Source organism: Flavobacterium sp. CF108, assembly GCF_900129795.1.
In the GTDB taxonomy this organism is placed as follows: domain Bacteria; phylum Bacteroidota; class Bacteroidia; order Flavobacteriales; family Flavobacteriaceae; genus Flavobacterium.
Window position 1 is genome coordinate 922245 of the sequence record NZ_FQWW01000001.1, and the last position, 22143, is coordinate 944387.

General features: G+C 30.8%; 18 protein-coding genes. 2 read left to right on the forward strand and 16 right to left on the reverse strand.

The features are described 5' to 3' along the window. Positions 1–118 precede the first annotated feature (118 nt). The 11 genes from BUE10_RS04135 to BUE10_RS04185 form a co-directional block, all read right to left on the reverse strand. Complete coding sequence (locus BUE10_RS04135; RefSeq protein ID WP_073482560.1) at positions 119–1255, reverse strand: hypothetical protein; 1137 nt, start codon at positions 1253–1255, stop codon at positions 119–121. A 32-nt stretch (positions 1256–1287) separates the two neighbouring features. After that, on the reverse strand, positions 1288–1713 hold the full coding sequence (locus BUE10_RS04140) for a hypothetical protein (RefSeq protein ID WP_073482562.1): 426 nt from the start codon (positions 1711–1713) through the stop codon (positions 1288–1290). A gap of 51 nt (positions 1714–1764) precedes the next feature. Then, positions 1765–2130 (reverse strand): hypothetical protein, encoded by a 366-nt coding sequence (locus tag BUE10_RS04145; RefSeq protein WP_073482564.1) that lies wholly within the window; start codon positions 2128–2130, stop codon positions 1765–1767. A gap of 472 nt (positions 2131–2602) precedes the next feature. Beyond that, positions 2603–3253, reverse strand: coding sequence for a hypothetical protein (locus BUE10_RS04150; RefSeq protein ID WP_073482566.1), 651 nt, complete (start codon positions 3251–3253; stop codon positions 2603–2605). A 1-nt stretch (position 3254) separates the two neighbouring features. Continuing rightward, positions 3255–4010 (reverse strand): SH3 domain-containing protein, encoded by a 756-nt coding sequence (locus BUE10_RS04155; protein WP_073482568.1) that lies wholly within the window; start codon positions 4008–4010, stop codon positions 3255–3257. Next, the gene (locus tag BUE10_RS04160; RefSeq protein WP_073482569.1) at positions 4003–6471 is read right to left on the reverse strand and encodes a DUF5675 family protein; all 2469 of its coding nucleotides are present in this window, start codon (positions 6469–6471) and stop codon (positions 4003–4005) included. Before BUE10_RS04160 ends, BUE10_RS04155 begins: the two co-directional genes overlap by 8 nt. 11 nt (positions 6472–6482) lie before the next feature. After that, positions 6483–6974, reverse strand: coding sequence for a DUF4280 domain-containing protein (locus BUE10_RS04165; protein WP_073482571.1), 492 nt, complete (start codon positions 6972–6974; stop codon positions 6483–6485). 69 nt (positions 6975–7043) lie between these two features. Beyond that, positions 7044–8123 carry a peptidoglycan-binding protein LysM gene (locus tag BUE10_RS04170; RefSeq protein WP_073482573.1) on the reverse strand — a complete coding sequence of 360 codons (1080 nt, stop codon included), beginning with the start codon at positions 8121–8123 and terminating at the stop codon, positions 7044–7046. A gap of 21 nt (positions 8124–8144) precedes the next feature. Then, positions 8145–9116, reverse strand: a complete 972-nt coding sequence (locus BUE10_RS04175) for a TssN family type VI secretion system protein (RefSeq protein WP_073482575.1) — start codon at positions 9114–9116, stop codon at positions 8145–8147. A gap of 2 nt (positions 9117–9118) precedes the next feature. Then, complete coding sequence (locus BUE10_RS04180; RefSeq protein WP_073482577.1) at positions 9119–10069, reverse strand: type VI secretion system baseplate subunit TssG; 951 nt, start codon at positions 10067–10069, stop codon at positions 9119–9121. Then, positions 10047–10685: a C40 family peptidase gene (locus BUE10_RS04185; protein ID WP_073482579.1), complete on the reverse strand. Its 639-nt coding sequence runs from the start codon at positions 10683–10685 to the stop codon at positions 10047–10049. The genes BUE10_RS04180 and BUE10_RS04185 overlap by 23 nt, the downstream gene beginning before the upstream one ends. 220 nt (positions 10686–10905) lie before the next feature. On the opposite strand from BUE10_RS04185, the gene BUE10_RS04190 reads away from it, so the two are divergent. Then, positions 10906–11958, forward strand: a complete 1053-nt coding sequence (locus tag BUE10_RS04190) for a PKD domain-containing protein (RefSeq protein ID WP_073482581.1) — start codon at positions 10906–10908, stop codon at positions 11956–11958. 5 nt (positions 11959–11963) lie between these two features. Beyond that, positions 11964–14429 (forward strand): AAA family ATPase, encoded by a 2466-nt coding sequence (locus tag BUE10_RS04195; RefSeq protein WP_073482583.1) that lies wholly within the window; start codon positions 11964–11966, stop codon positions 14427–14429. A gap of 53 nt (positions 14430–14482) precedes the next feature. On the opposite strand, the gene BUE10_RS04200 is transcribed toward BUE10_RS04195, so the two are convergent. The 5 genes from BUE10_RS04200 to BUE10_RS04220 form a co-directional block, all read right to left on the reverse strand. Further along, positions 14483–17203 (reverse strand): DNA gyrase/topoisomerase IV subunit A, encoded by a 2721-nt coding sequence (locus BUE10_RS04200; RefSeq protein WP_073482585.1) that lies wholly within the window; start codon positions 17201–17203, stop codon positions 14483–14485. 43 nt (positions 17204–17246) lie between these two features. Then, positions 17247–17849 carry a hypothetical protein gene (locus BUE10_RS04205; protein WP_073482587.1) on the reverse strand — a complete coding sequence of 201 codons (603 nt, stop codon included), beginning with the start codon at positions 17847–17849 and terminating at the stop codon, positions 17247–17249. A 22-nt stretch (positions 17850–17871) separates the two neighbouring features. After that, positions 17872–19740, reverse strand: a complete 1869-nt coding sequence (locus BUE10_RS04210; RefSeq protein ID WP_073483038.1) for a DNA topoisomerase IV subunit B — start codon at positions 19738–19740, stop codon at positions 17872–17874. A gap of 162 nt (positions 19741–19902) precedes the next feature. Beyond that, entirely contained in the window at positions 19903–21078 is a 1176-nt protein-coding gene (gene pncB / locus BUE10_RS04215) for a nicotinate phosphoribosyltransferase (RefSeq protein WP_073482588.1), read from the reverse strand. An 81-nt stretch (positions 21079–21159) separates the two neighbouring features. Next, positions 21160–22140 (reverse strand): transglutaminase domain-containing protein, encoded by a 981-nt coding sequence (locus tag BUE10_RS04220; RefSeq protein WP_073482590.1) that lies wholly within the window; start codon positions 22138–22140, stop codon positions 21160–21162. Positions 22141–22143: the final 3 nt, after the last annotated feature.

A 22143-nucleotide genomic window follows, 5' to 3' on the forward strand; every position in this document is an offset into this window, starting at 1 on the left:
TTCTATATTTAAAATCAAAAATTATATTTTTTATATTCATGTTTTTACACTTTTTATGTAAAACTATTTTAGGGTAAGACACTCACCCTAACGAGGGAATTTGCATTAAACTTCATTATTATTGTTTCGGTTTTGTTTGACTTATCTTTAGCAGAAAATCTTCAGTAACATTTTCAAAATTAACATCATTAAAATCTTTTTGTGTCCAAGTTTTTGATGGTATTTTTTTATCGTGATCGGCTTTGTCAAAGTAGGTTTGACTGTATTTATGAAGAAGTATTTTGTCTTTAAATACTTTGAAAGTGGTATAAGTTGAAATAGATATATAATCAGAACATATGTAATCTTCTATTGTAAAATAATTTCCTTTAAATACGATTCTATTAAATCCTTCTGCGACACAATTAAAATTATTCTTGGGTATAATATTATTATTTTCATACCACTTTTGAAAAGTATTATTTGGCAAACCTTTTTTTATTTCCATTGGAAGTCCAAAATGAATTCTCTCAAAATCTCCTTTTTCTTCATCATTTGCATAAAGCATGATTTTATCTTTTATTCCATCTTGATCCAAATCAAAATCATACGAATAAGCAACATTTCTATTTTCATTTAATTTCAAAACTTTATCAAAAGAAAACAATTTTGGAAATAGTTTTAAAAAATAATTATTATCATGATACGGAGGAAGGACATTTTCTTTTAATTGTTTTATTAAATTCCAACTATTATTAGTTTGATCTAATAGATAAATATTTGCAATGCTATTATCTTTAATGTTTACACTCTCTTTGGAACATAGACTATCTCTTACTATATATTCTTTATTAATTTTGTATAAAAAAATATTATATAAATTATAATTGTTTTTTAAAATACCACTTATATGCTTGTTTTCTGTATCCAGATCGTCATATTCGTACTTATATATTTTATTATATTTATCTGTCCAGAAAACCCTTAGAGTATCGCTTTTAGGTATAAAATGCATAGTAAAATAACCTTCGTTTTCACAGTCAAGATAATTTACAATTGGATGTTCTGACAAAGAAGAACCATCAATATTTAATAAATAGCCTGTTAAATATTTTTTATCTAAAAAATCAGTATTTTCATCATTATTATGTTTTATAATTTCTTCTTTTGATTTTTCTATTACTTTAGTTTTGTGTTGCCCATTGCATGAATTTATAAACAAACTCAATATCAATATTTTTAAAATTATTGTCAGCCTATTCAATTTTTTCTCCATTACTATAAAATTTTGTTTTCATGTAAATTCATTTAAGGATATGATTTTGAAATAAATATTCCTTTATCAAATTTCTTTATTACATCTACTGGTCCTTCGGGAGAAAAATACCAATCACCGTTTCTTAATCCGTTGATATAATTACCTTCTTGATCGATACTTTTATTATATTCAAAAGAATACCTTTTCTCAATCCAGTAACCATTTTTAAGATGATTAATAGTTTTACCTTTTAGTTGGTATTCAAAAAATTCCTTTGAATTAATAATTTCTTTATCGCCCCATTTTTTATTAACTATTTGAAGATCAAAATAATCTAAAAACATCCCATCTTTTACTTGAAATTTTAGTTTTTCAGATTGATTGGGGCTTTTAAAAATTATTTCAATTTCATCTCCTTTTACATGAGTATTTCTTAAATAATTTTCCTCGGATTCTACACATTCGTAAACTATCATACTATTATATTCTGTATCTAAAAATTCATTTACCAATAGAATACTTTCATATCAACCATCTTCATAATGTATTTTTATATAATAAGATTTAAATTTAACCCCATTAATTACAAAAAATTTATAATCGTAAAATTGCAATAAAGAGTCATTGTTTGAAAAAAAAATATCCCAGTTATAAGGCCTCATAATTTCCCTCTCATAGGAGTTCTTTAATGTTCTTTTTAATTCTTTTATTTTGTTTTCTTCCTTAATTTTTTTTCCAATAGCAATTTTATCTACAGAATTTATCAAATAACTATCTTGAGTCGATTTATTAACTTTTTCATTTTTATTTGATGATATTTTTGACTCTAATTTGGTATCTGATTTACAATTCTGAATCTGAATTAGAAAAAAAAGGTATAAAAAATATTTCATGTTAAATTTCTTTTAATTTTGGAGTATAACTTTGTATATGTAGGTGATCATTATGATTATGATTATGATCATTATCTTTGTCATTAGTACATTTATTAAGTAGTTTTTCTTTTCTTTCTCCATAAGATTGTGATAACATACTTTCCCAACCAAATTTATATAACGCATCATTAAAATTATTTTGTCTGGATTCATCTAATCCTTTCCATCCTGATTCTTCACTACTATTAAATAAATCTGTTGTTCCCCTGTTACCGCACGAATCCTTTCATGGGGTAAGTCTCTACTTAAAATTTCTAATCATTTTTTATACATTAAATTCATATTAAGAAATTAGACTTTAACCCTGCACACAGCCACACGAAAGGATTCGTGCGGTAGCGGGGCTTTTCTTTTCAATATGTCAAGGAGCTTACTTCTTTATTATTTTATTTTTAATATTCAACGTCGTAAGCTCAAAATATTTAATTCCCTAATTGTTGATTTTCTCTTTTATTTTATCAATATCAAAATCATTAAAGAATATCTTTCCGAATACTTCTTTTCCATATGTGAAAGTTTTATCGTTTTCACCATCAACACTAATTAATTCAATACTATATTTGTGTAATACAATTTCTTTGGATTTTAAGTCATACTTAAATGTTATATAGTCATTACCTCTAACTTCTCCTGCTTGATTATTTTCTTCGAATGTGAAATAATTGTCTTTAACTACTAAATCTTGAAGACCTTCTGCCATTGAGTTAAAAAAAGAAGTGTAAATAATATTTTTATTTTCATAAACATCATAGTCCTTTTCTTTTTTGATAAAAACACAAACAGGCGATTCTTTTGTTTGTTTATTATTAGCTGTTTCAGAAGGCTCAAAAATGACAATTTTATCCATTTGACCATCCATATTTAAGTCGCAATCTTTTTCAACTCTTAGATTATATTTTTTTGTTTTATATTTTGCTTTATAATCCTCAATGTAATCTTTTGTTTTATTAACACTTAAAGTATCACTGACGATTTCTTTAGTATCTTTTTCTTTAACAACTAAATCTTTTTCCTTCTTTTCATTACAAGAAATTAAACATAACGTTAAGATGATAATCTTTAAAAAAAACTTTTTCCCCATTTCAATTTTTTACTTTTATTCTACTTTTATGTACAAATCCTACTAATCCTTTATTCGTTTGGATAAACCACCAATCTTCGGAATTATCCAAAACATTTATAATTTCATTATTTTCTATTTTTTCTATAACATCAGATTTAGAGTTACCGTATTTTCTTAAATTACTATAGCCATCTTTATCAAAAATTTGATATTTATATAATTTTCTATGTTTATCACTCTCATTACTCCTTTCTTTTTTCAATATATTAAAAACAGACATTGCTTTTTCTTTCATGGAAGCATCAAGGATAATATATAGTTTTTGCGAATAAATTAAATTTTCAATATCAAAATAAAAGCGCCAGAATTCATTCAAATCTTTATCATCCAATGTTTGCAACATTTTATCAAAATTTTCATCTTTTTCAACCAATAAAACTAAATTCATATGAAAATAATTAACCGCATCAGCTTCCCATTTAGCTTGACACGCAATTTTTATTATCTTTTTTTTGCAATTCTCATTGTTAGATGACAATTCAAAAAAATATTTTATAAAATCATTCGCTTCACTATATAATGCATTTGGTTTATCCAATTTATCATTCCAACCAAAAGTTGATTTAAAATCTATAAAATTATTAGGAAAATTACCTATAAATACTTTTTTATTTTTAGTATAATATCCTTCCTTAAGTTGTTGAATATTTAAATTATTTTGTGCACTTATATTGTATACAACTAATAATAAAAAGGTTACAAGATATTTATTCATATTTTGCTGTTATTATAATTTTTGCCCCCTCAACACCTTTCTCTTTAACATAATCATTTATTTCTTTGACTTTTGCTTTACTATCACCTACAAAATCTGTAGATTTTGTACTTCCTGCCAACAAGCAACCCTCAGTATCTGTTGCTGTATTTCCTGAATGTATTAAAATAGCCCTGTCCTCAGATACATCACTATTATACAATTTCAAAACTCCTTTTTTCTTAGTTCCATTATGCCATTTTAAATTATAAGTCCCTACAGGAACTCTTTGTTCTATACCAGAAACCGTTGTATCTGGTCCCTTCTCTTCTAGTATGTATCCTTTTATATCAGAATCATCGATAGTAAATTCTCCAATAGTCGATTTCTTTGTTTCCCATTTTCGCACTAACCTAATTGTTACACCTTTTCCAGTTTCTTTCTTCTCTTCCTTATTTACGGCAGTTCCATATTTACAATTAGCTATAGAAAAAGTCTTAGAAGTATAATCATCAAATGCTTCTTGTTTTTCTCCATGATTAGTTTTTCCATTTTGGAGTGGAACATCATTTCCAATCATTGGAGCAATTTTGTTTTTAACATCTTTACAATTATTTGCCTTTTTATTAACTCCATACATATCAAAATATGCCATAGATGATAAAACTGCGATTTTAATATTTTTAGCAACTAAATCCGAGTTCTTAACTATATCCGCATTTTCATATTTTAAAGTATATTTATTTGCATTTTCATAGTTAGTTCTACCGGTCAATTGTATACATCCTTTCCCTCTAAAATTCCATCCATCACCTGATTCAATCCCTTTATTACCTACTCTATTAGCATAAACACGATTCGCTATCGATTGTTGATCAGCCACTTGAGTAACTATTTTTTTTCCATTCTTTATTTCTTCAATTCTACCGTATTTATATGCCTCTTCTTTCCTAGTTTTAAAATATGAAAATATAGTAATATATTTTTTCTTTTTTGGATCCCATCTACCTAAATATAGATCATCAGCCAAATAATTCATACCTTCTCCTTCTTTTAATTTAAAGCTTTTTCCACTTTCAACTATAGCCTGAGCAAAAAAATGGGCTTTATTCCAACAAGTGTCCATTTTTAATGCTTTCATATGCTTCGTATATGTTTCTGCAATAGTCTTTAAAGTATCCTTGTCAGCTTTTGGAAATAAGTCCTCAAGTTGTCTTACAGTTACTGGATCAATACATTTTTGGCAAACTACTTTCTCTTTCTTATCATTCTTATCTGCTTCGCCAACTTTAGCAACTTTATTAGTTTGTTCAACAGGATCTGGTTTAAAAACCGTAGCATCAACATCAACAACTGCACTTTTTACAAAATCATGTGTCTGTAGAACTTCGATTTCTACAAATAGTTCCTGCTCATCTCCTTCTGCCCAATTACTTCCGCTTAGACTTCTAGATATAGTATCTAATGAGACAACTAACGCATGAAGATCAGATTTTATCGTGAAGTTTTCAGTAAACAACAGGTCATTGCTAACCAAATCTTCATCATACAATTTAAGACAAACTTCTTTACCAGTCAATCCAGTTGAATTTATCCAGACTTTAATTTCTTTTTCTTTAAATACACCTTTAATCTGATGTCCGGCAGTATCTGTAATATGTACAGCATTAATTTTGCCTTTTACTGCTTTTGGGGCAGTAGGTTTCTGTGAATCATTTTTAGGTTTCTGCTCAGCAGGTTTGTTTTTAACAGACTGTTGCGGACTTGTTTTTCCTTTATACGGAGCTACTGGCGTTTCGGGCGCATTTACATTTACATTATTGCTGGCTATTTTGCCATCGTTGTATTCTGCTGTTACATAAAACTCATGAATTTTATCTTTTTCGTGACCTCCTCTTTCAGCAATTTTTGCAAAACTTGGTTTTAATAAAAAATCAATATCTGCTTTTCCAAACTTTACAATTCCTGAAAGTGTTTCTATAAAGTTTTTTTCATTGGCTTTATTATGTCCGGCACCTTTTACATCATCTTCCCACATGGTAACAGATACTCTGCGTTTTTCCATGTTCAGACAAAATACCCTTGCTTTAACGGTTTGTCCGTATGATAAACGTCCGTTTATTTTGGCTCCGTTTTTATCTAATAATTCAATATGATCAATTTTTGGCTGTGCAGAAAGTGGTTTAATATCTAGTCGCGCTACTTTGTCACCTTTTTTGGCTAGAATACGAATACCATTTCTCGTCAGACTTTTTTCCAAAAAAGTATAAGAAACCTTATTTCCCTTCTTATCATTCTCTTTTGTTTTTCGCCATTTACCAAGTTCTAGAACATACACTTCCCAGTGAACTGGATTATAAGAAAAGCTGTTTTCTTCACTAAGAGGACTGCTTGGAACCTTCTCAAAAAAATCACTCACAGTATATATTTCAAGAACACCAACGACAGGATTTGGGTTTCCAATTATTTTAAAATCTGACATAGTACTTTTATTTACTTACAAATTGAATCTTGATCTTCTAAACTCTCTTTTAATTCAGCCATATCAACCAACGGATTGATCTGATTGCTCAAAAGTTCTCTGGCATTTTTGACATTCTGTTTGCTTGGTTCTGCCTGTTGTCCGTGTTTTACAACTGTAATACACTCAGGTCCGCCAATTGGGCAAGTTGCTTTGCTGTCTTCTACTAATATTTTACCTTGATTACTCAGGGTTATTTTTTCATAAAAGGCACCCCATTGCGATATTACAGCTTGACAAGGCTTATAACTGCTTCCCATGGGCTGTAATTTACAGTTGCCGAAAGTATTTTTTTCTAAAGTCTGTCCCGTTTCCTTCGTGGTTGCAATTAGCTTTTTTGATGCATCTTTATCGTTTGCAAAATGTTTACTCTGCGATTTTACTTTTAATATATCCGTCTGAGGCTTTTCACTAAACTTACATTTTAACGTTGCGCCCTGAACTACTACGTGTTTTCCACTCATGATTTGTTCTTTTTATTATTGATATTGATACAATCAATATTTTTTTGAAATACTTTAGATAATCTGTTCTTATTTTGTTTCATCTTTTTTTAAAGACTCAATATTTAAACTGATTTTTATAGGGTCCTCAAAATCAATACTGCATTCTAAATTCATTTTCTCAATAAAACCTGAATAAGAATTTAAATAATACATTGCATTATAGTTGCCATTCTGGATCTTGACATTAAAATTTATTCCGTCTCCAGAATTTACATACTTTCCTTTTTGTTCCACTTCTATAAAACTGACATCATTTAAAAAAGGATTAATTTTTTGCTGCATTTTAAAAATAGATTCCTCATTTCTTTCTAAAGGAAATAAAACTTCATTTTCAAACTCATAATCTGTTGTATAAGCTGTGTGAATGCCATTAAAAAAAGATCTTAAAAAATAATCTGAACGGAGCATCTCGAACAATTTGTCTGGACTTGTCAACGTATTTTCTGTAAATTCTATTAAACCTTGTGTTACTTTTGCTTCTTTTTTATAGTAATCAAAAATTTCACTTTTTTTATCTTTCCAACGTAATACTATTTCATCATAATTATAAATATCAATCCACTTTCCTGACTCGTCAACAATAATTTTTAACGGATATAAAACTTCTACTATTTTTGCCCCTAGCTCATCCATCATTCGATCAGGTAAATTGTCATCTATGAACAGATTTAATGACCTTGTAATCTCAAACAAATTATATTTATTTTCATCAGCAGCAATCCATTTAACCCTTACCGCCATTTCCATTTTGTCAATTTTACCTCCAGACTCAAAAGTATATTGAGCACTATAATCTTTAGAGATTCCTTTAGGTAAAAAAAGTAATTTGTTATTTTTTCCTAAGCTTACTTGTTTGGGCTTTTTCTCTATTGCATCTTTAATCTCAAAAGCATCTTTTTCAGGAGCTAAAATCAAAAACTTTGAAAAACGTTTAAAATCGTCTTCAATTAAATCGGAAATTAGACAATATGTATTATGATATCTTCTAAGTTCTCTCGCTTCTATACCAAGCTTTTGAGCTACATTTTGCAACGTGTCTCCTTTTGCTATTTTGTAAATACGAAATTTGCTGTAAAATGATAACTCAGATTCATCTGTATAATACATTCTTGAATAATTTAATTTGTCTTAAACTTGTTGTTCTTTTGTAGCTGCTTTTTTTATCTGAGGCTGATAAGTAAAAGCTTCATCTTCTGGATTATTTTCTTTATCTGACTTAAGAACTTCTTCTTTTTGCCTTTTACAAATAATAACCGAATTCTCAGTTATACCATTCATTCCCAAAGTATAATCTGCATCTACATATTTTGTGCTTTCGTACCATTTTGTTTGTAAAAAAAATACCCAATTGTAGTTTTCTCCATTGCGGTCTAAATCAATTCTATTTTCTGGATATTGTGTATTGTAACCTGTAATTGTATTATAAAACAGGGGGGCAAAATCAATCCTTACCGGACCTTTAGATCTAATGGTTATAAAATCTTTACTATCTTCATGTCTCTGAATTAGTAATGTTATTAATAAAAGGTCTTTCATTTCTACCTCTTCAATTTCAGGAAAAGGATTTTCGCCTTTCGGAATTCTCCACGTAACGTATTCTCGAGGTGGTATCTTCATCATGTATTCAAAAATGGCATAAACTCCAGTAGGAATTATAAAAACAATAAAATGAGAATACATTATAAATACGAGGTCTATTCCGTTTAATGCTGTATAAATTATAGCAAACAAAACGCTTGAATACAACACAACCAAAAGCGAAAACAGCAGTTCTATACCAATACTTTTAACCTGGAATTCCTGAAAATGCCAGCGATAAAGCCAGACATGCAATACTCCAAACAGTAAAGAGGCTATTTGATAAAACATAAACTCATCTGAGAGTTCGTTGAATAATTTATTGTACCCCAAAAAAGCTACTAATGCATAAATAAGGGCAAAGGAAAAAACATAGATGTAAAATCCTTTTTTATAAGTTGATGCAAAATTTTTTACTTTATCACTAAGCAATAAAGTAAGTATACCGCAAAGTGCTATAATTACAACTAAAAATACGATGAGTCTTACATCAATAAGTGCTAATAAATGCTTTTTAACCATTTTTAAATTCGTGTTGTAAACCCTAACACAGGTTGTTTATTAAAATTAAATTCTTCTGTTTCCTGATTCATTATTAAAACTGTTTTTGGCTCTACTTCCATCGGAAAAAAGTGTTCATAAAAACAATCTATAAATCGTTTTATCTGCCCGTTATGTATATAATTTTCAAATGAATTATTCTTTATTGGGCCAATTTCAATTGTTAGGTTCATCGAATAATCCATGTATTTATTTCCGCAGATAAAATCGACACCTAATCTGTTTTCTCCTAAATTAATTTGTTCTCTTTCTTCACTGTATTCTTTTGAAGTTGTGACTTTATAGATAACTTTTTCTTCAATAATACTGGCTAAACAACGACAGGACAAATCAATATCTCCTACAATTTTATAGGTGTAAGGCAAAAGCTGAATGAATTTTGAAACCAAAACTGCCGGATAATTGTGTGACAAACCCCAAAAATCATAGAAAAAATCTAATGGTATACTTCCATTTAGTTTATATAAAAAATCTCGCTCAACGCTTTCAATTTTTGTTCGATAGTGGAAAATTTCATTCTCAAAAGGATTAAAAAAGTTCCGTGCTTCATTTTCTTGTTTTTTCTGATGCTTGTGCTCTTTAATCATCTGATTAACGGACTTATCAGCATTGTTTTCATTTATGCTATGAACAAATCCTTCCGGCAGAGAATCATACATACTGTCTCTTGACAAAAGGAGCGTAACATAATCTTGTCTGATATAATTGTCATCCTGAATTACAGCTCCTAAAACATCACTTCTAAAAGCTCTTGAAAACTGTCCCTGATTTGAAACCGAAATTTCATCACTCGAAATTTCATGGTTCTCTATAAGTTCATTGGCAATAATTTCTGCCCGAATATCATAAGGAATACTTTCAATTTCCTGGATTAAATTTTCAAGATCTTTTTTATTTTTTTCTTGTGTCTTCATTTATTCGCCCTGCTCCTATGTAACGTAATTGAAAATACTCATCATTAAAATTGTAAATTCCTAATCCTTTATCTGTACAGGCCAAAATCCTGTCATTATGCAGGTACAGAGCCACATCAGAAATTGGATGATCTTTATCATATCTAAAAAAAACTAAATCTCCCTCGGTTAAAAATGTGCGTCCGGTAAAAACCTGAATTGATTTCGATTTCCACATTCCGGCAGGATCTTTAGGCAGTGTTACTTTATATACATCACTATATAAGGACTGTAAAAAATAAGAGCAGTCTATTCCCGTTTTAGAAAAACTCTTTTCTTTATAAGGAGTATTGATCCATGGATCGAAATACGAGTAAAGTTTATAATTTCTAATCTTACTTGGCATTACAGCCAATACAATTGAATATTTCTCTTTTAGATACAAAACTTCATCGCTTAAGTTTTCAGAATTATCATTTACAATGGTTTTATTTTTTAAGCCGGTTTCTTCCATTTCTGCCTGCTTTTTTAACAAGTCAAGTGAATAATCATATTTAAATGGAATTTGTGCGATGTACTTTTTACTGCTGCATCCAAAACATATAATGATAAATAACACAACAAATAGCTGCTTCATAAAATTTTAATATTGATCGATATTTATAAAATAAAAACCTGATTTATTCATTTTGAGGCTTTAAACCAGGATTTGATATTGAAGTGGTATTATCTCATTCTTAATACTAAGTAAGTATATATCTACAAATATATAATAATTATTTAAAATTTTATAAGATTTTACATATAATATTAAATTAAATAAACTTATTTTTGTGGCTATTACATATACAAGCAAAATGAACATTAAAAAAATAGACATCAGGATCGTATTTTTTTTCAGTATTCTTTTACTGATTGGAATTATTTCATTTCTAATACAGTTTTTTAAACATGTAGACTGCGATGATGTAAAATATTATATATTATCAGACCATTCTCAAAGTGAGGAACCCATTGAGTTTTACGACAAAACGCACAATGCTAAATCATGGAAATGGGATTTTGGGGACGGATCAATGATGGATACCAGAAGACATACTTTTCATACCTATAAAGAGCCGGGAAAATATATCGTAACGCTTACTATAAACGGAGAATGCGTTCATACCCGTGAACTTATCTTAAAGGACAAATATTTACTGGACAAACTGGGAACTCCCAAAATTATTACTTCAAAAATTATTACTGTTGGCCAGCCTACTTATTTCAATTCAATATCACGAGATGCAAAAACCTGGGAATGGGCATTTGGCGAAGGCAGAGGAATTATCGAAACATCATCAAATCCTGTTTATACATTTTTAACTCCGGGAGAAAAAACAATAACTCTTGTTATTAATGGAGATTTTAGCCGCGTTGCTAAAAAAATTATTTATGTACATCCGAGAGTAATAAAAAAAACAAATCCGTTGGATGTCACCTCTTACGTTTACGAAAAAAACGCAGAATCATTTAGTCTGCCACGAGGCTCTGTAAAAAAAGATCCTCTCGAAGACATGCTGCAATATGTTCCTGTGGCTCCAAAAAATAAAACACAAAAAGACAGTATTGCACCTATTAAAAAAGCACCAAAAATATCTGAAGATCAATTTGAAATTCTATTAAATAAAGTAGCAGAAGGAAGTAAAGTAAAAGATGATTTTACAGAGTTCTTATGTGATGATCTTGATATTCCTGTTGTAAAAAATGATAAAGAATTAATCACTTTTTCGCAATTATGCGCTTCTTTAAAAGGAAAGAAAATAAAAATAGAATCAATTCGTCTTAATAAAGACAAACAAAACAACTGCATTAAAGGAATGAATATTAACTATAAAGTTAAAAAGTACCTGATATGGCATAAAGATTAAATGATATGGAAGAAGAAAAAAATATTTTTAGTGTAGAATTGTTAACGGCTCTTGAGATTGCTAAAAAAATTGCTAAAAACAATTTGAATAAATACTATTCTGCATCTCATTTATTAAAAGCCATTTTAAATCGCGATTTATCGTTGTTAAAACGTCTCGAAACTATGAGTAAAGATGTTTATTATCTTGATGAATGGGCAGAGGTGCGAATGGAAGATGAACCTAAAAACACCAATGTTCTCGATGCAGAACCCAGTGATTTAATTGATGAAATTATCAAGGAAGCAGATTCAGTAAGAATTGCATTAAATGAGGATGAAATAAGTCTATATGCTATTCTTGTCGCAATAAGTTCTCCCGGCGTAGGTTTTAGTTTTGATCAAATGAAAACCTATCCGATTTCCAGAAATGAACTTTTGGAAAATGAAATTATTACATCGACCGAAATTGTTAGTTCTAAAAAAGAAATTAAAAAAGGTTTTTTAAGCAAATATTCTATTCATAAGAATGTAATCAAGAAACCAAATAAAATAACTGCTATAGGTCGTGAAGCAGAACTTAATGCGATAAAAGAAATTTTATGCCGTTTCTCAAAACCTAATGTCTTATTAATTGGTGACAGAGGCATTGGAAAAACAATTTTAATCGATACACTAGTTCAAAATGTAATTGATAATCAAGTTCCTGATACTTTAAACAAAACTCAGCTCTTTGAACTGGATTTATCTTCTTTAATTGCAGGTGCATCTTATAAAGGTGAAATTGAAGATCGTTTAAAAAATTGCATTCAGGAGTTGCAGCAGTTTCCAAAAGCTATTCTTATCATTGAAGAAATTCATACTTTATTAGATAAAAACGGAGGAGATTCTGGTATTTCAAATGTCTTGAAAGCAGAATTAGCAAAAGGATTAAATATTATTGCTACCTCAACAATTGACGAATATTCTAAAAGAATTGAAAAAGAACAAAGTCTTTCTGGAATGTTTGAAATTTTAAAATTGGAAGAATCTAATGATGAGACTTTGTTTCGAATGATTCGAGAATCGATTAAATCTTATCAGGAACATCATAAAATACAAATTGACGACGAAACCATTTCTGAATCTATTCGATTATCAAGAAGATATTTAAAAGAAAAAAGTCTTCCGGAATCAGCCATTAATCTTATCGATCATACGATGTCGGTTTTAAAAACTTCGGGAGAAACTTTTCTTAATGAAAAACAATCAATCACAGCTAAATTAGATTTATTAAAGAAGAACGAAAATAATTTATCTGAAATTCAATTACTAAAAGAATACAATTGGTTTTTGATTGATTTAGTAAATAAGACAACATTCTTAATGGATGTTGAGGAACAAAACGAAAACAAAACTTTTGAAACCTCAGCATCAATTGTAGATTATATCGAAAATTTAATTACTATTCTTGAAAAGAAAGCACTTGATAAACGATCTCACATCGAAGCTTTTGATTTGTCTTTAATTATCGCTAAAAAAACCGGAATTCCGGCAGGAAAATTAAAGGAAGAAGAAAAACAAAAATTAAATAATATTGAAGAAGTTTTAAGCCAAAGAGTGATTGGACAGGATCATTGTATTGCGACAGTTACAGGATCAATTTTAGAATCCAGATCAGGATTAAGCAAAGCTGGGCAGCCTATTGCTTCTTTCTTTTTTCTTGGGCCAACAGGAACCGGAAAAACAGAATTAGCCAAAAGTTTGGCTGAATTTCTTTTTCAGGATGAAAATGCTATTATCAGATTTGATATGTCTGAATTTAAAGAAGAACATTCTGCAGCCTTACTTTATGGTGCACCTCCAGGATATGTTGGTTATGAAGAAGGTGGATTGCTGGTAAATAAAATGAGGCAAAAACCGTATTCGATTGTTTTATTTGACGAAATTGAAAAAGCACATCCTTCTGTTTTTGACGTTTTTCTTCAAATTATGGACGAAGGAAAACTTCATGATCGTTTAGGTAAAGAAGGTGATTTCTCGAATGCTATTATACTTTTTACCTCAAATATTGGGGCTGATCATATTGTGACTACATTCAATAATGGGGAAATTCCAACGTCAACTTCTTTAATGGAAATTATGGGGAATTATTTCCGACCTGAATTTTTAGGAAGATTAACAGAGATTGTACCTTTTGCGCCTATCAGTAAAGAAAATGCATTGAAGATATTTGAAATTCATCTCAAAAAAGAGTTCATGGATTTATTGAAAAACATCAATATTAAAGTTGAAATTCCTATGGAAACCAAGCTTTATCTTGCCGAAAGCGGATATAATGCTAAATATGGAGCTAGACCAATAAAAAGCATTATTAGAAGTCATTTAAGAAGACCTTTGGCTAAAAAGATAATTTCCGGAGAAGTGAAAGATGGTGATACTATTTCTGTTAGCATTGAAAATAATGAAGTCAAATGGAATAAAGAAGAAATTCTTTCACCTGTTGAAAATTAAATTAGTAAACATAAAAAAACGCTAAGAAATCAATTCTTAGCGTTTTCTATTTTTTAGTCTAAAACCAAACCTATCTGGCCGTCGTCATCTAATTCTGTTTCTACAGGATCATCTTCTGATACTTCTGGTTTTTCAGGAATTTCTTCGACTGGCTCTTCGTAAGGAAGCGGGTCTAATAAATTAACCTGTTTTAGCTTATCTGTAGTTAATTGATTTCCTAAGGCTTTGAAACCTTTTACAGCTATAAAGTCCTCAACATCAATATGTAAATCTTCTTTTTGAACTCCTTTTACTTTCGCAAAAACCAATTGTGCTACCGGACGATAATCTGTTGAGACAATTTCTAATTGCGAATTTGGATGGTCTGTAATAAAACTTTCTTCTTTACCTTCGTTTTCAACAAGGAAACGTTTTAAGAAATAACGCTCTTTTTCTCCATCATAATAAATAGCCGAAATAGGCTTTTTAGGTTTCCATTTTTCCAAAATAATCATATCTTCCTCAAAATGAGTCGACAATTCTGGAATAATGACTTTTAATTTACCTGTCTGGCTTATAACTAAGATTTTATCGCTTGGTTTAAATTCACCTAACAATTCACCTCTTGCATCAACATTTAAACGTTTTACGGTATCATCAAACCAAACTTTTCTTGGCAGTAAAGTCGATATTCCTTTTTCTTTTAATTCAATTTTCTTGATTGGATATTTCGTTACCAAATTTCCTTTTGAGGCACGTCCTTTAATAGCCAGTTTAGCAAAATCAATATCGAATTTCAATTTTTTGATTGTTCCTACCTGACGTAATAATATGGTAACAACCTCTGCTTCTCCGTTTGGATTATGTGAAAAATAAACAACCTGCGAACCATTTGTTCCGTTTGTTAAATCATAAGCTTTATCACGTGTTACTCCCGTAACATTAAAACGTTTTATATATGAAGGGCCTGATTTACCGTCACGGTACATCATATTATAAATCGTTCGTTTATCACTCTTATCAAAAACAGCAATGTGTATAATATCTTTTCCGATAAATGTTTTTGCATCGACTTTTGTAATCATCATTTTACCGTCGCGTAAAAACACAATTACATCATCAATGTCAGAACAATCGGCTACGTATTCGTCCTTCTTTAAACTGGTTCCTACGAAACCTTCTTCTCGGTTTACAAATAGTTTTGTATTACGCAAAACTACTTTTGTAGCTTCAACATTATCAAAAACACGAAGTTCAGTCTGACGTTCACGGCCTTTTCCGTATTTCTCTTTTAATTTGGTGAAATAGGCAATCGCAAAATCTGTTAAATGCTCCAGATTATGCTCTACTTCTTTCATTTCGTCTTCTAACTTCGCGATAAAATCATCAGCTTTATCAGAGTCAAAACGAGTAATACGAATCATTGGTATTTGAGTCAAACGTTGTAAATCATCATCGTTAATTTCTCTAACGAATGATTTTTTGAAAGGCTCAAAACGGTCGTATAAATATTTATAAAGTGATTCTCTGTCAGAATACAATTTGAAATCAATGTACATTTCTTCACGAATGAAGATTTTCTCCAAAGTAGAAAAATGCCATTTATTTTTTAATTCTTCTAACTGAATCTCTAATTCCTGACGAAGTAAATCAACTGTTCTGTGTGTTGAAATTTTCAACATTTCAGAAACTCCAATAAACAATGGTTTGTTGTCTTCAATAACGCATCCTAAAGGCGCAACAGAGGTTTCACAGGCTGTAAAAGCAAACAAAGCATCGATTGTTTTATCCGGTGAAACGCCCGGAAAAAGGTGAATTAAAATCTCAACATCCGCAGCGGTATTGTCTTCAATTTTCTTTATTTTGATTTTACCTTTATCATTGGCTTTCAAAATACTATCAATTAAAGTCGATGTGTTGGTAGAAAACGGAATTTGTGTAATCACCAAAGTATTTTTATCTAATTGCGAAATTTTAGCACGCACACGCACACGTCCGCCGCGAAATCCATCATTATAATTGGAAACATCGGCAATACCTGCGGTCATAAAATCAGGATATAGCGTAAAGGCTTTTCCTTTTAAAATTTTAATCGAAGCATCAATTAATTCATTGAAATTATGAGGCAAAACTTTTGTCGAAAGTCCAACTGCAATACCTTCTGCTCCCTGTGCCAAAAGCAATGGGAATTTTACCGGAAGATTGTTTGGCTCTGCACGACGTCCGTCATACGAAACACCCCAGTCTGTAATTTTTGGAGAATACAAAACCTCCAAAGCAAATTTAGATAAACGTGCCTCAATATAACGCGAAGCTGCTGCTCCATCGCCCGTTAAGATATTTCCCCAGTTTCCCTGGCAGTCAATTAATAAATCTTTCTGACCAATTTGTACCATGGCGTCACCAATACTTGCATCTCCGTGTGGGTGATACTGCATGGTGTGACCTACAACATTGGCAACTTTATTATAACGACCATCATCCAGCTCTTTTAAAGAGTGCATGATACGACGCTGAACAGGTTTAAATCCGTCCTCGATAGCAGGAACTGCACGTTCTAGAATTACATATGAAGCATAATCCAAAAACCAGTCTTTGTACATTCCCGTTACTTTGGTAATAACGTCTTCTCCTTCTTCTTCTTGATTTTCGTAAAAATGCTGTCCTTCAAAATGTTTAGCATCTACGTTGATAATCTCATCGTCATCTCCATCCTGATTGTCATCCGTCAGGTTTTCGTCTTGATTATTTTCGTCGTCGTTTGGAATTATGTTATCGTCTTCTTCGTCTTTCATTTTATATGCTGAATTATTTCAGTATTTTATTTAATGCTATAATCTAGTATCCTTTTTTTCTTAAAATATCATATTCCTTTTGCTCATCATCATAATCAATGAAAAGCTTAATTCCGAATTTTTTAAATAAATCGCCCATTTCGTACAAGCAATATTTTTGAAATCCATCAATATTAGCTGAATTTCTAGAACCGTTACAACTTATACAAAACTCATTATAAGCAACAATTCTGTTTTTATTATCTCTAAATAAAATCATGTGTCTTGGTCTATAACAAGCAGCAGAAATTTCTTCAGGAACACAAGTATCACAAACTACCAAATTTAAAAGTTCTTTTTCTTGGATTTTATTTAAAATAACTCTCTCTTGTATCATGGTACTATCAAAAGTTAATTTATAATTATCCACTAATACTTTTCGAAATGGCTGTTCTCCTTTATACTTTACTGTATCCCACATTATTCTATCATAGTAAGACACCAGTTCAATTTTTGAAAAGTTCTTTAACGGAAAATCTCTTTTATTAATTACTTTGCTTACTGATTTTACAATCGGAATTCCCTCAGGTTCTTTCGGTGTCTTCGGTTTTTCATTTTTACAAGAAACTAAGGCCAAAGCAGTAATCAATAAAAATATTTTCCTCATTTAGTAAATCTTTGAGTTATTTCTAAACCTCCTCAAGCTCATCAATCTCCACCTTCAAATTCTTGATAATAAACTCTTGTCTGTCTGGTGTATTTTTACCCATATAGAAAGATAATAACTGCTCAATCGAAGTATGTTTATCCATCATAACCGGATCAAGGCGGATTGTGTCTCCAATAAAGTTTTTGAACTCATCTGGAGAAATCTCTCCTAAACCTTTAAATCGGGTGATTTCTGGTTTTGGTTTTAGTTTCTCGATCGCGTCTTTTCTTTCTTCTTCAGAATAACAATAAATTGTTTCTTTTTTATTTCGAACCCTGAAAAGAGGAGTTTGTAATATATACAAATGTCCTTCTTTGATTAATTCTGGGAAAAACTGAAGGAAAAACGTGATCAACAACAAACGAATGTGCATTCCGTCGACATCGGCATCGGTTGCGATTACGATGTTGTTGTAACGTAATTTTTCTAAACCGTCTTCAATATCAAGTGCAGCCTGCAATAGATTGAATTCTTCATTTTCATACACAATTTTTTTAGTCATTCCGTATGAGTTCAAAGGCTTACCACGCAAACTGAAAACCGCTTGTGTATTTACGTCACGCGACTTTGTAATCGATCCGGAAGCCGAATCTCCCTCGGTAATAAAAAGCGTACTTTCTAAGTTTCTTGGGTTTTTAGTATCTGGAAGATGCGCACGGCAGTCTCTTAATTTTTTATTGTGAAGATTCGCTTTTTTAGCACGATCTGTCGCCAGTTTTCTAATTCCTGATAATTCTTTTCTTTCTCGTTCTGCCTGAAGAATTTTGCGTAACAAAGCATCTGCAGTCGGAGGATTTTTATGGAGGTAATTATCTAATTTGGTTTTGATAAAATCGTTTACGAAAGTACGAACAGAAACTGCTGGCGTTCCATCATCAGAACCCATATCTGTAGAACCTAATTTTGTTTTGGTCTGAGACTCAAAAACCGGTTCCATAACTTTAATACTAATCGCACTCACAATCGATTTTCTAACATCTGATGCTTCGAAATTCTTATTGTAAAACTCACGAATCGTTTTTACAACCGCTTCACGATACGCCGCTAAGTGCGTTCCTCCCTGTGTTGTATTCTGACCATTGACAAAAGAGTGATATTCTTCGCTATATTGCGTTTTACTATGTGTTAACGCAACTTCGATATCATGATCTTTTAAATGGATAATTGGATATTCTAAATCATCTTCGCTGATTGTTTCTTCTAATAAATCACGAAGTCCGTTTTCTGAGTAATATTTTTCTCCGTTGAAAATAATCGTCAAACCATTGTTTAAGTAACAATAGTTTTTAACCATTTTGATAACGTATTCTAAACGGAATTTATAATTTTTGAAAATCGTTTCGTCTGGCGTAAAAGTTACTTTGGTTCCTTTTCGCTTTGTGGTTTCGATTATGTCTTCTTCAAGAACTAAATTTCCGGCAGAAAACTCTGCTCCTTTTTGTTTATCATCACGAACAGATTCTACACGAAAATAATTTGAAAGTGCATTTACCGCTTTTGTTCCGACACCGTTCAAACCTACCGATTTCTGGAAAGCTTTAGAATCGTACTTTCCACCCGTATTCATTTTCGAAACTACATCGACTACTTTTCCTAACGGAATTCCACGTCCGTAATCACGAACAGAAACCGTTTTATCTTTAATCGTTACCTCAATAGTTTTTCCTGAGCCCATTACGAACTCATCGATACAGTTATCTAAAACCTCTTTTAAAAGAATATAAATACCATCATCCGGCGAAGATCCGTCTCCCAACTTCCCGATATACATTCCGGGACGCATACGGATATGTTCTTTCCAATCGAGTGATCGAATATTATCTTCGGTATATTGATTTTGCTCTAGCATAAAGTGAATTGGATTTTTGGCTAATGTACCATTTATCGGCAAAAAATGAAAGCGTATTTATTTTTTGTTACGAATAATAACAGGTTTTAAATCTATTTAAATTGATTTTAAAATAATACGACCGTTAAAAATATAAAAAATCAGCTATGAAACAAAAAAATACTATTTGATTCCGAGTACTTCTTTTGCCAAAGCAATCATTTCGGGCGTTCCCGTATTTTTGTTTTTTTCGTCAGAAAGTTTGACTACACCCTGCCAATGTGTATTATCTGGTTTTGTATCGGTTAATTTTATCACCATATTCATCGCTGGAAGTCCAACATCATTGGTGAAATTTGTTCCAATTCCGAATGACATTTTAATTTTATCCTGACAGAAATCGACTATCGTTTTTACTTTTTCAAAATTTAAGGAATCTGAAAAAACAATAGCTTTCGATTTTGGATCAATTCCCATTTTAGTATAATGTCCAATTACTTTTTTGGCAAATTCAATTGGATCTCCGCTGTCATGCCGAACGCCGTCAAAAAGTTTGGAATATTTTTTATCAAATTGATTGAAAAATATTTCTGTGGTGTAAGTGTCTGTTAAGGCAATTCCGAGATCTCCGCCGTAAACTTGTGTCCAATGTTCCAGACTTATAGAATTGGCCATTTTAAAGCCGTATTGCGCAGCATGAAACATAAACCATTCGTGTGCATGCGTACCTAACGGACGTTTGTTATTAACCATTGCAAAATGTACATTGCTGGTTCCTATAAAACTTTGTCCGCCAAAAGTTCCTAAAGTTTCGTTTACCAAGTTATGGACATCATAAGAATGGCGGCGTCTTGTGCCGAATTCTAAAATAGAAACGCCTAGTTTATTGTAATTATCGATTTTATCTTTCGTGAGATTTTTAATGGCTTCATCATTTAAACGGATTAAATGATTTGATTTATAAAAAAGTTCCGAAATCAGAGCCATCAATGGAACTTCCCATAAAATAGTCCGATACCAAAAACCTTCAACTGTAACTTTAATTTCTGAACCTTCCTGACTAATCTGTACTTCTGACGGATCGAAACTATATCCCTGTAAAAAATCTAAATAAGTTGGATCAAGATAAGGGCAGTAATGTGACAGATAATGTTTTTCTTCTTTGGTTAAACGAAGATCTGCCAATGCATCTACAGAACGACGGAGTAAATCTGCAAAACCAGCCGGAAATTTATGTTTTCCTCGATTGATAAATGCGTATCGAACCTTTGCCTTTGGAAAAAGCCTTATTACAGCATGCTGCATTGTAAATTTATAGAAATCATTGTCTAAAATCGATTTCAAAAAAGTTGTCTCCATATCGCATTAATTCAATTCCTGAATTGCTAAGATACGGCAATTCAGGAAAAGAAGAAAATCTCCCGATAAACAATATGGTCTTTATTTTGGAATAACTTTAAAAGAAACAATACTATTTGTGTCTACAAAAATTGTAATGTATTCGCCAATATTATTATCGTAGGGAATTTGAAATTCTAAACCACCTCTTTTTTCTTTTGCGTTTTTAATCAAAACGGGCTGATTCCTTTTGTTTAAATAAAAAACCTGATCAGACTTTTTCACATTTTTAATTTCAACATCAATTTTATCTCCATATTTAGCTTCAATAATTCCAGTAGTTGGAGATTTAATTTTAAAATCATTCTCGATTGTTTTGTTGTAAATTAAAGGTCCGTTAAGAAAAGCATCTTTATCTAATCTATCACCTAAATAAGAACCTGAATCAGGGAAATGTTTAGCGAAAAAATAATCCGGATCTGTATCAAAGTAAACCGATGAAAAATCATTTACCATTCTGCCTTTGCTATTATCAAAATAACCCTGTCCCCAAGTCACATCAATCAAACGCCATTTTCTGTCAATTAAAACAATATTCCATGCATGATTTGAAGAAGTAGTTTTTCGGCCGATATCTCTTAATGAAATTTTAGAATCTCCTCTTATTATCTCAGATCTCAAGCCTGTTAATTCTGCTAAATGTTGATACAAAGCAGTAAATCCTTCGCAGACTGCTTTTTTAGAACTAAAGGCTTTTTGCCATAATCTGTCATTCAGTTCTTTGATTTTGCGTTGTTTTTCGGCTTCAGTTGAATAACTAAATCCCTGCGTTCTCTGCGGATTCAAAAAAGCATTGTAATCATACTTTATATTGAACGCAATCCAGCTATAAATGGCTCTCGCTTTATCTCCATCAGATTTAAAATCTTCCTGAATTCGTTCTGCTAATTTTTCTGCCGTATTAAAATTTTTAGGATATTTTAATACGATTTTATCAACCTCATTATATTTCTGTGCAAATGTTGAACAAACAAAAATGATATTCAACAAAAGGAATATAAAACCAAACTTTCTTGTATTCATGTA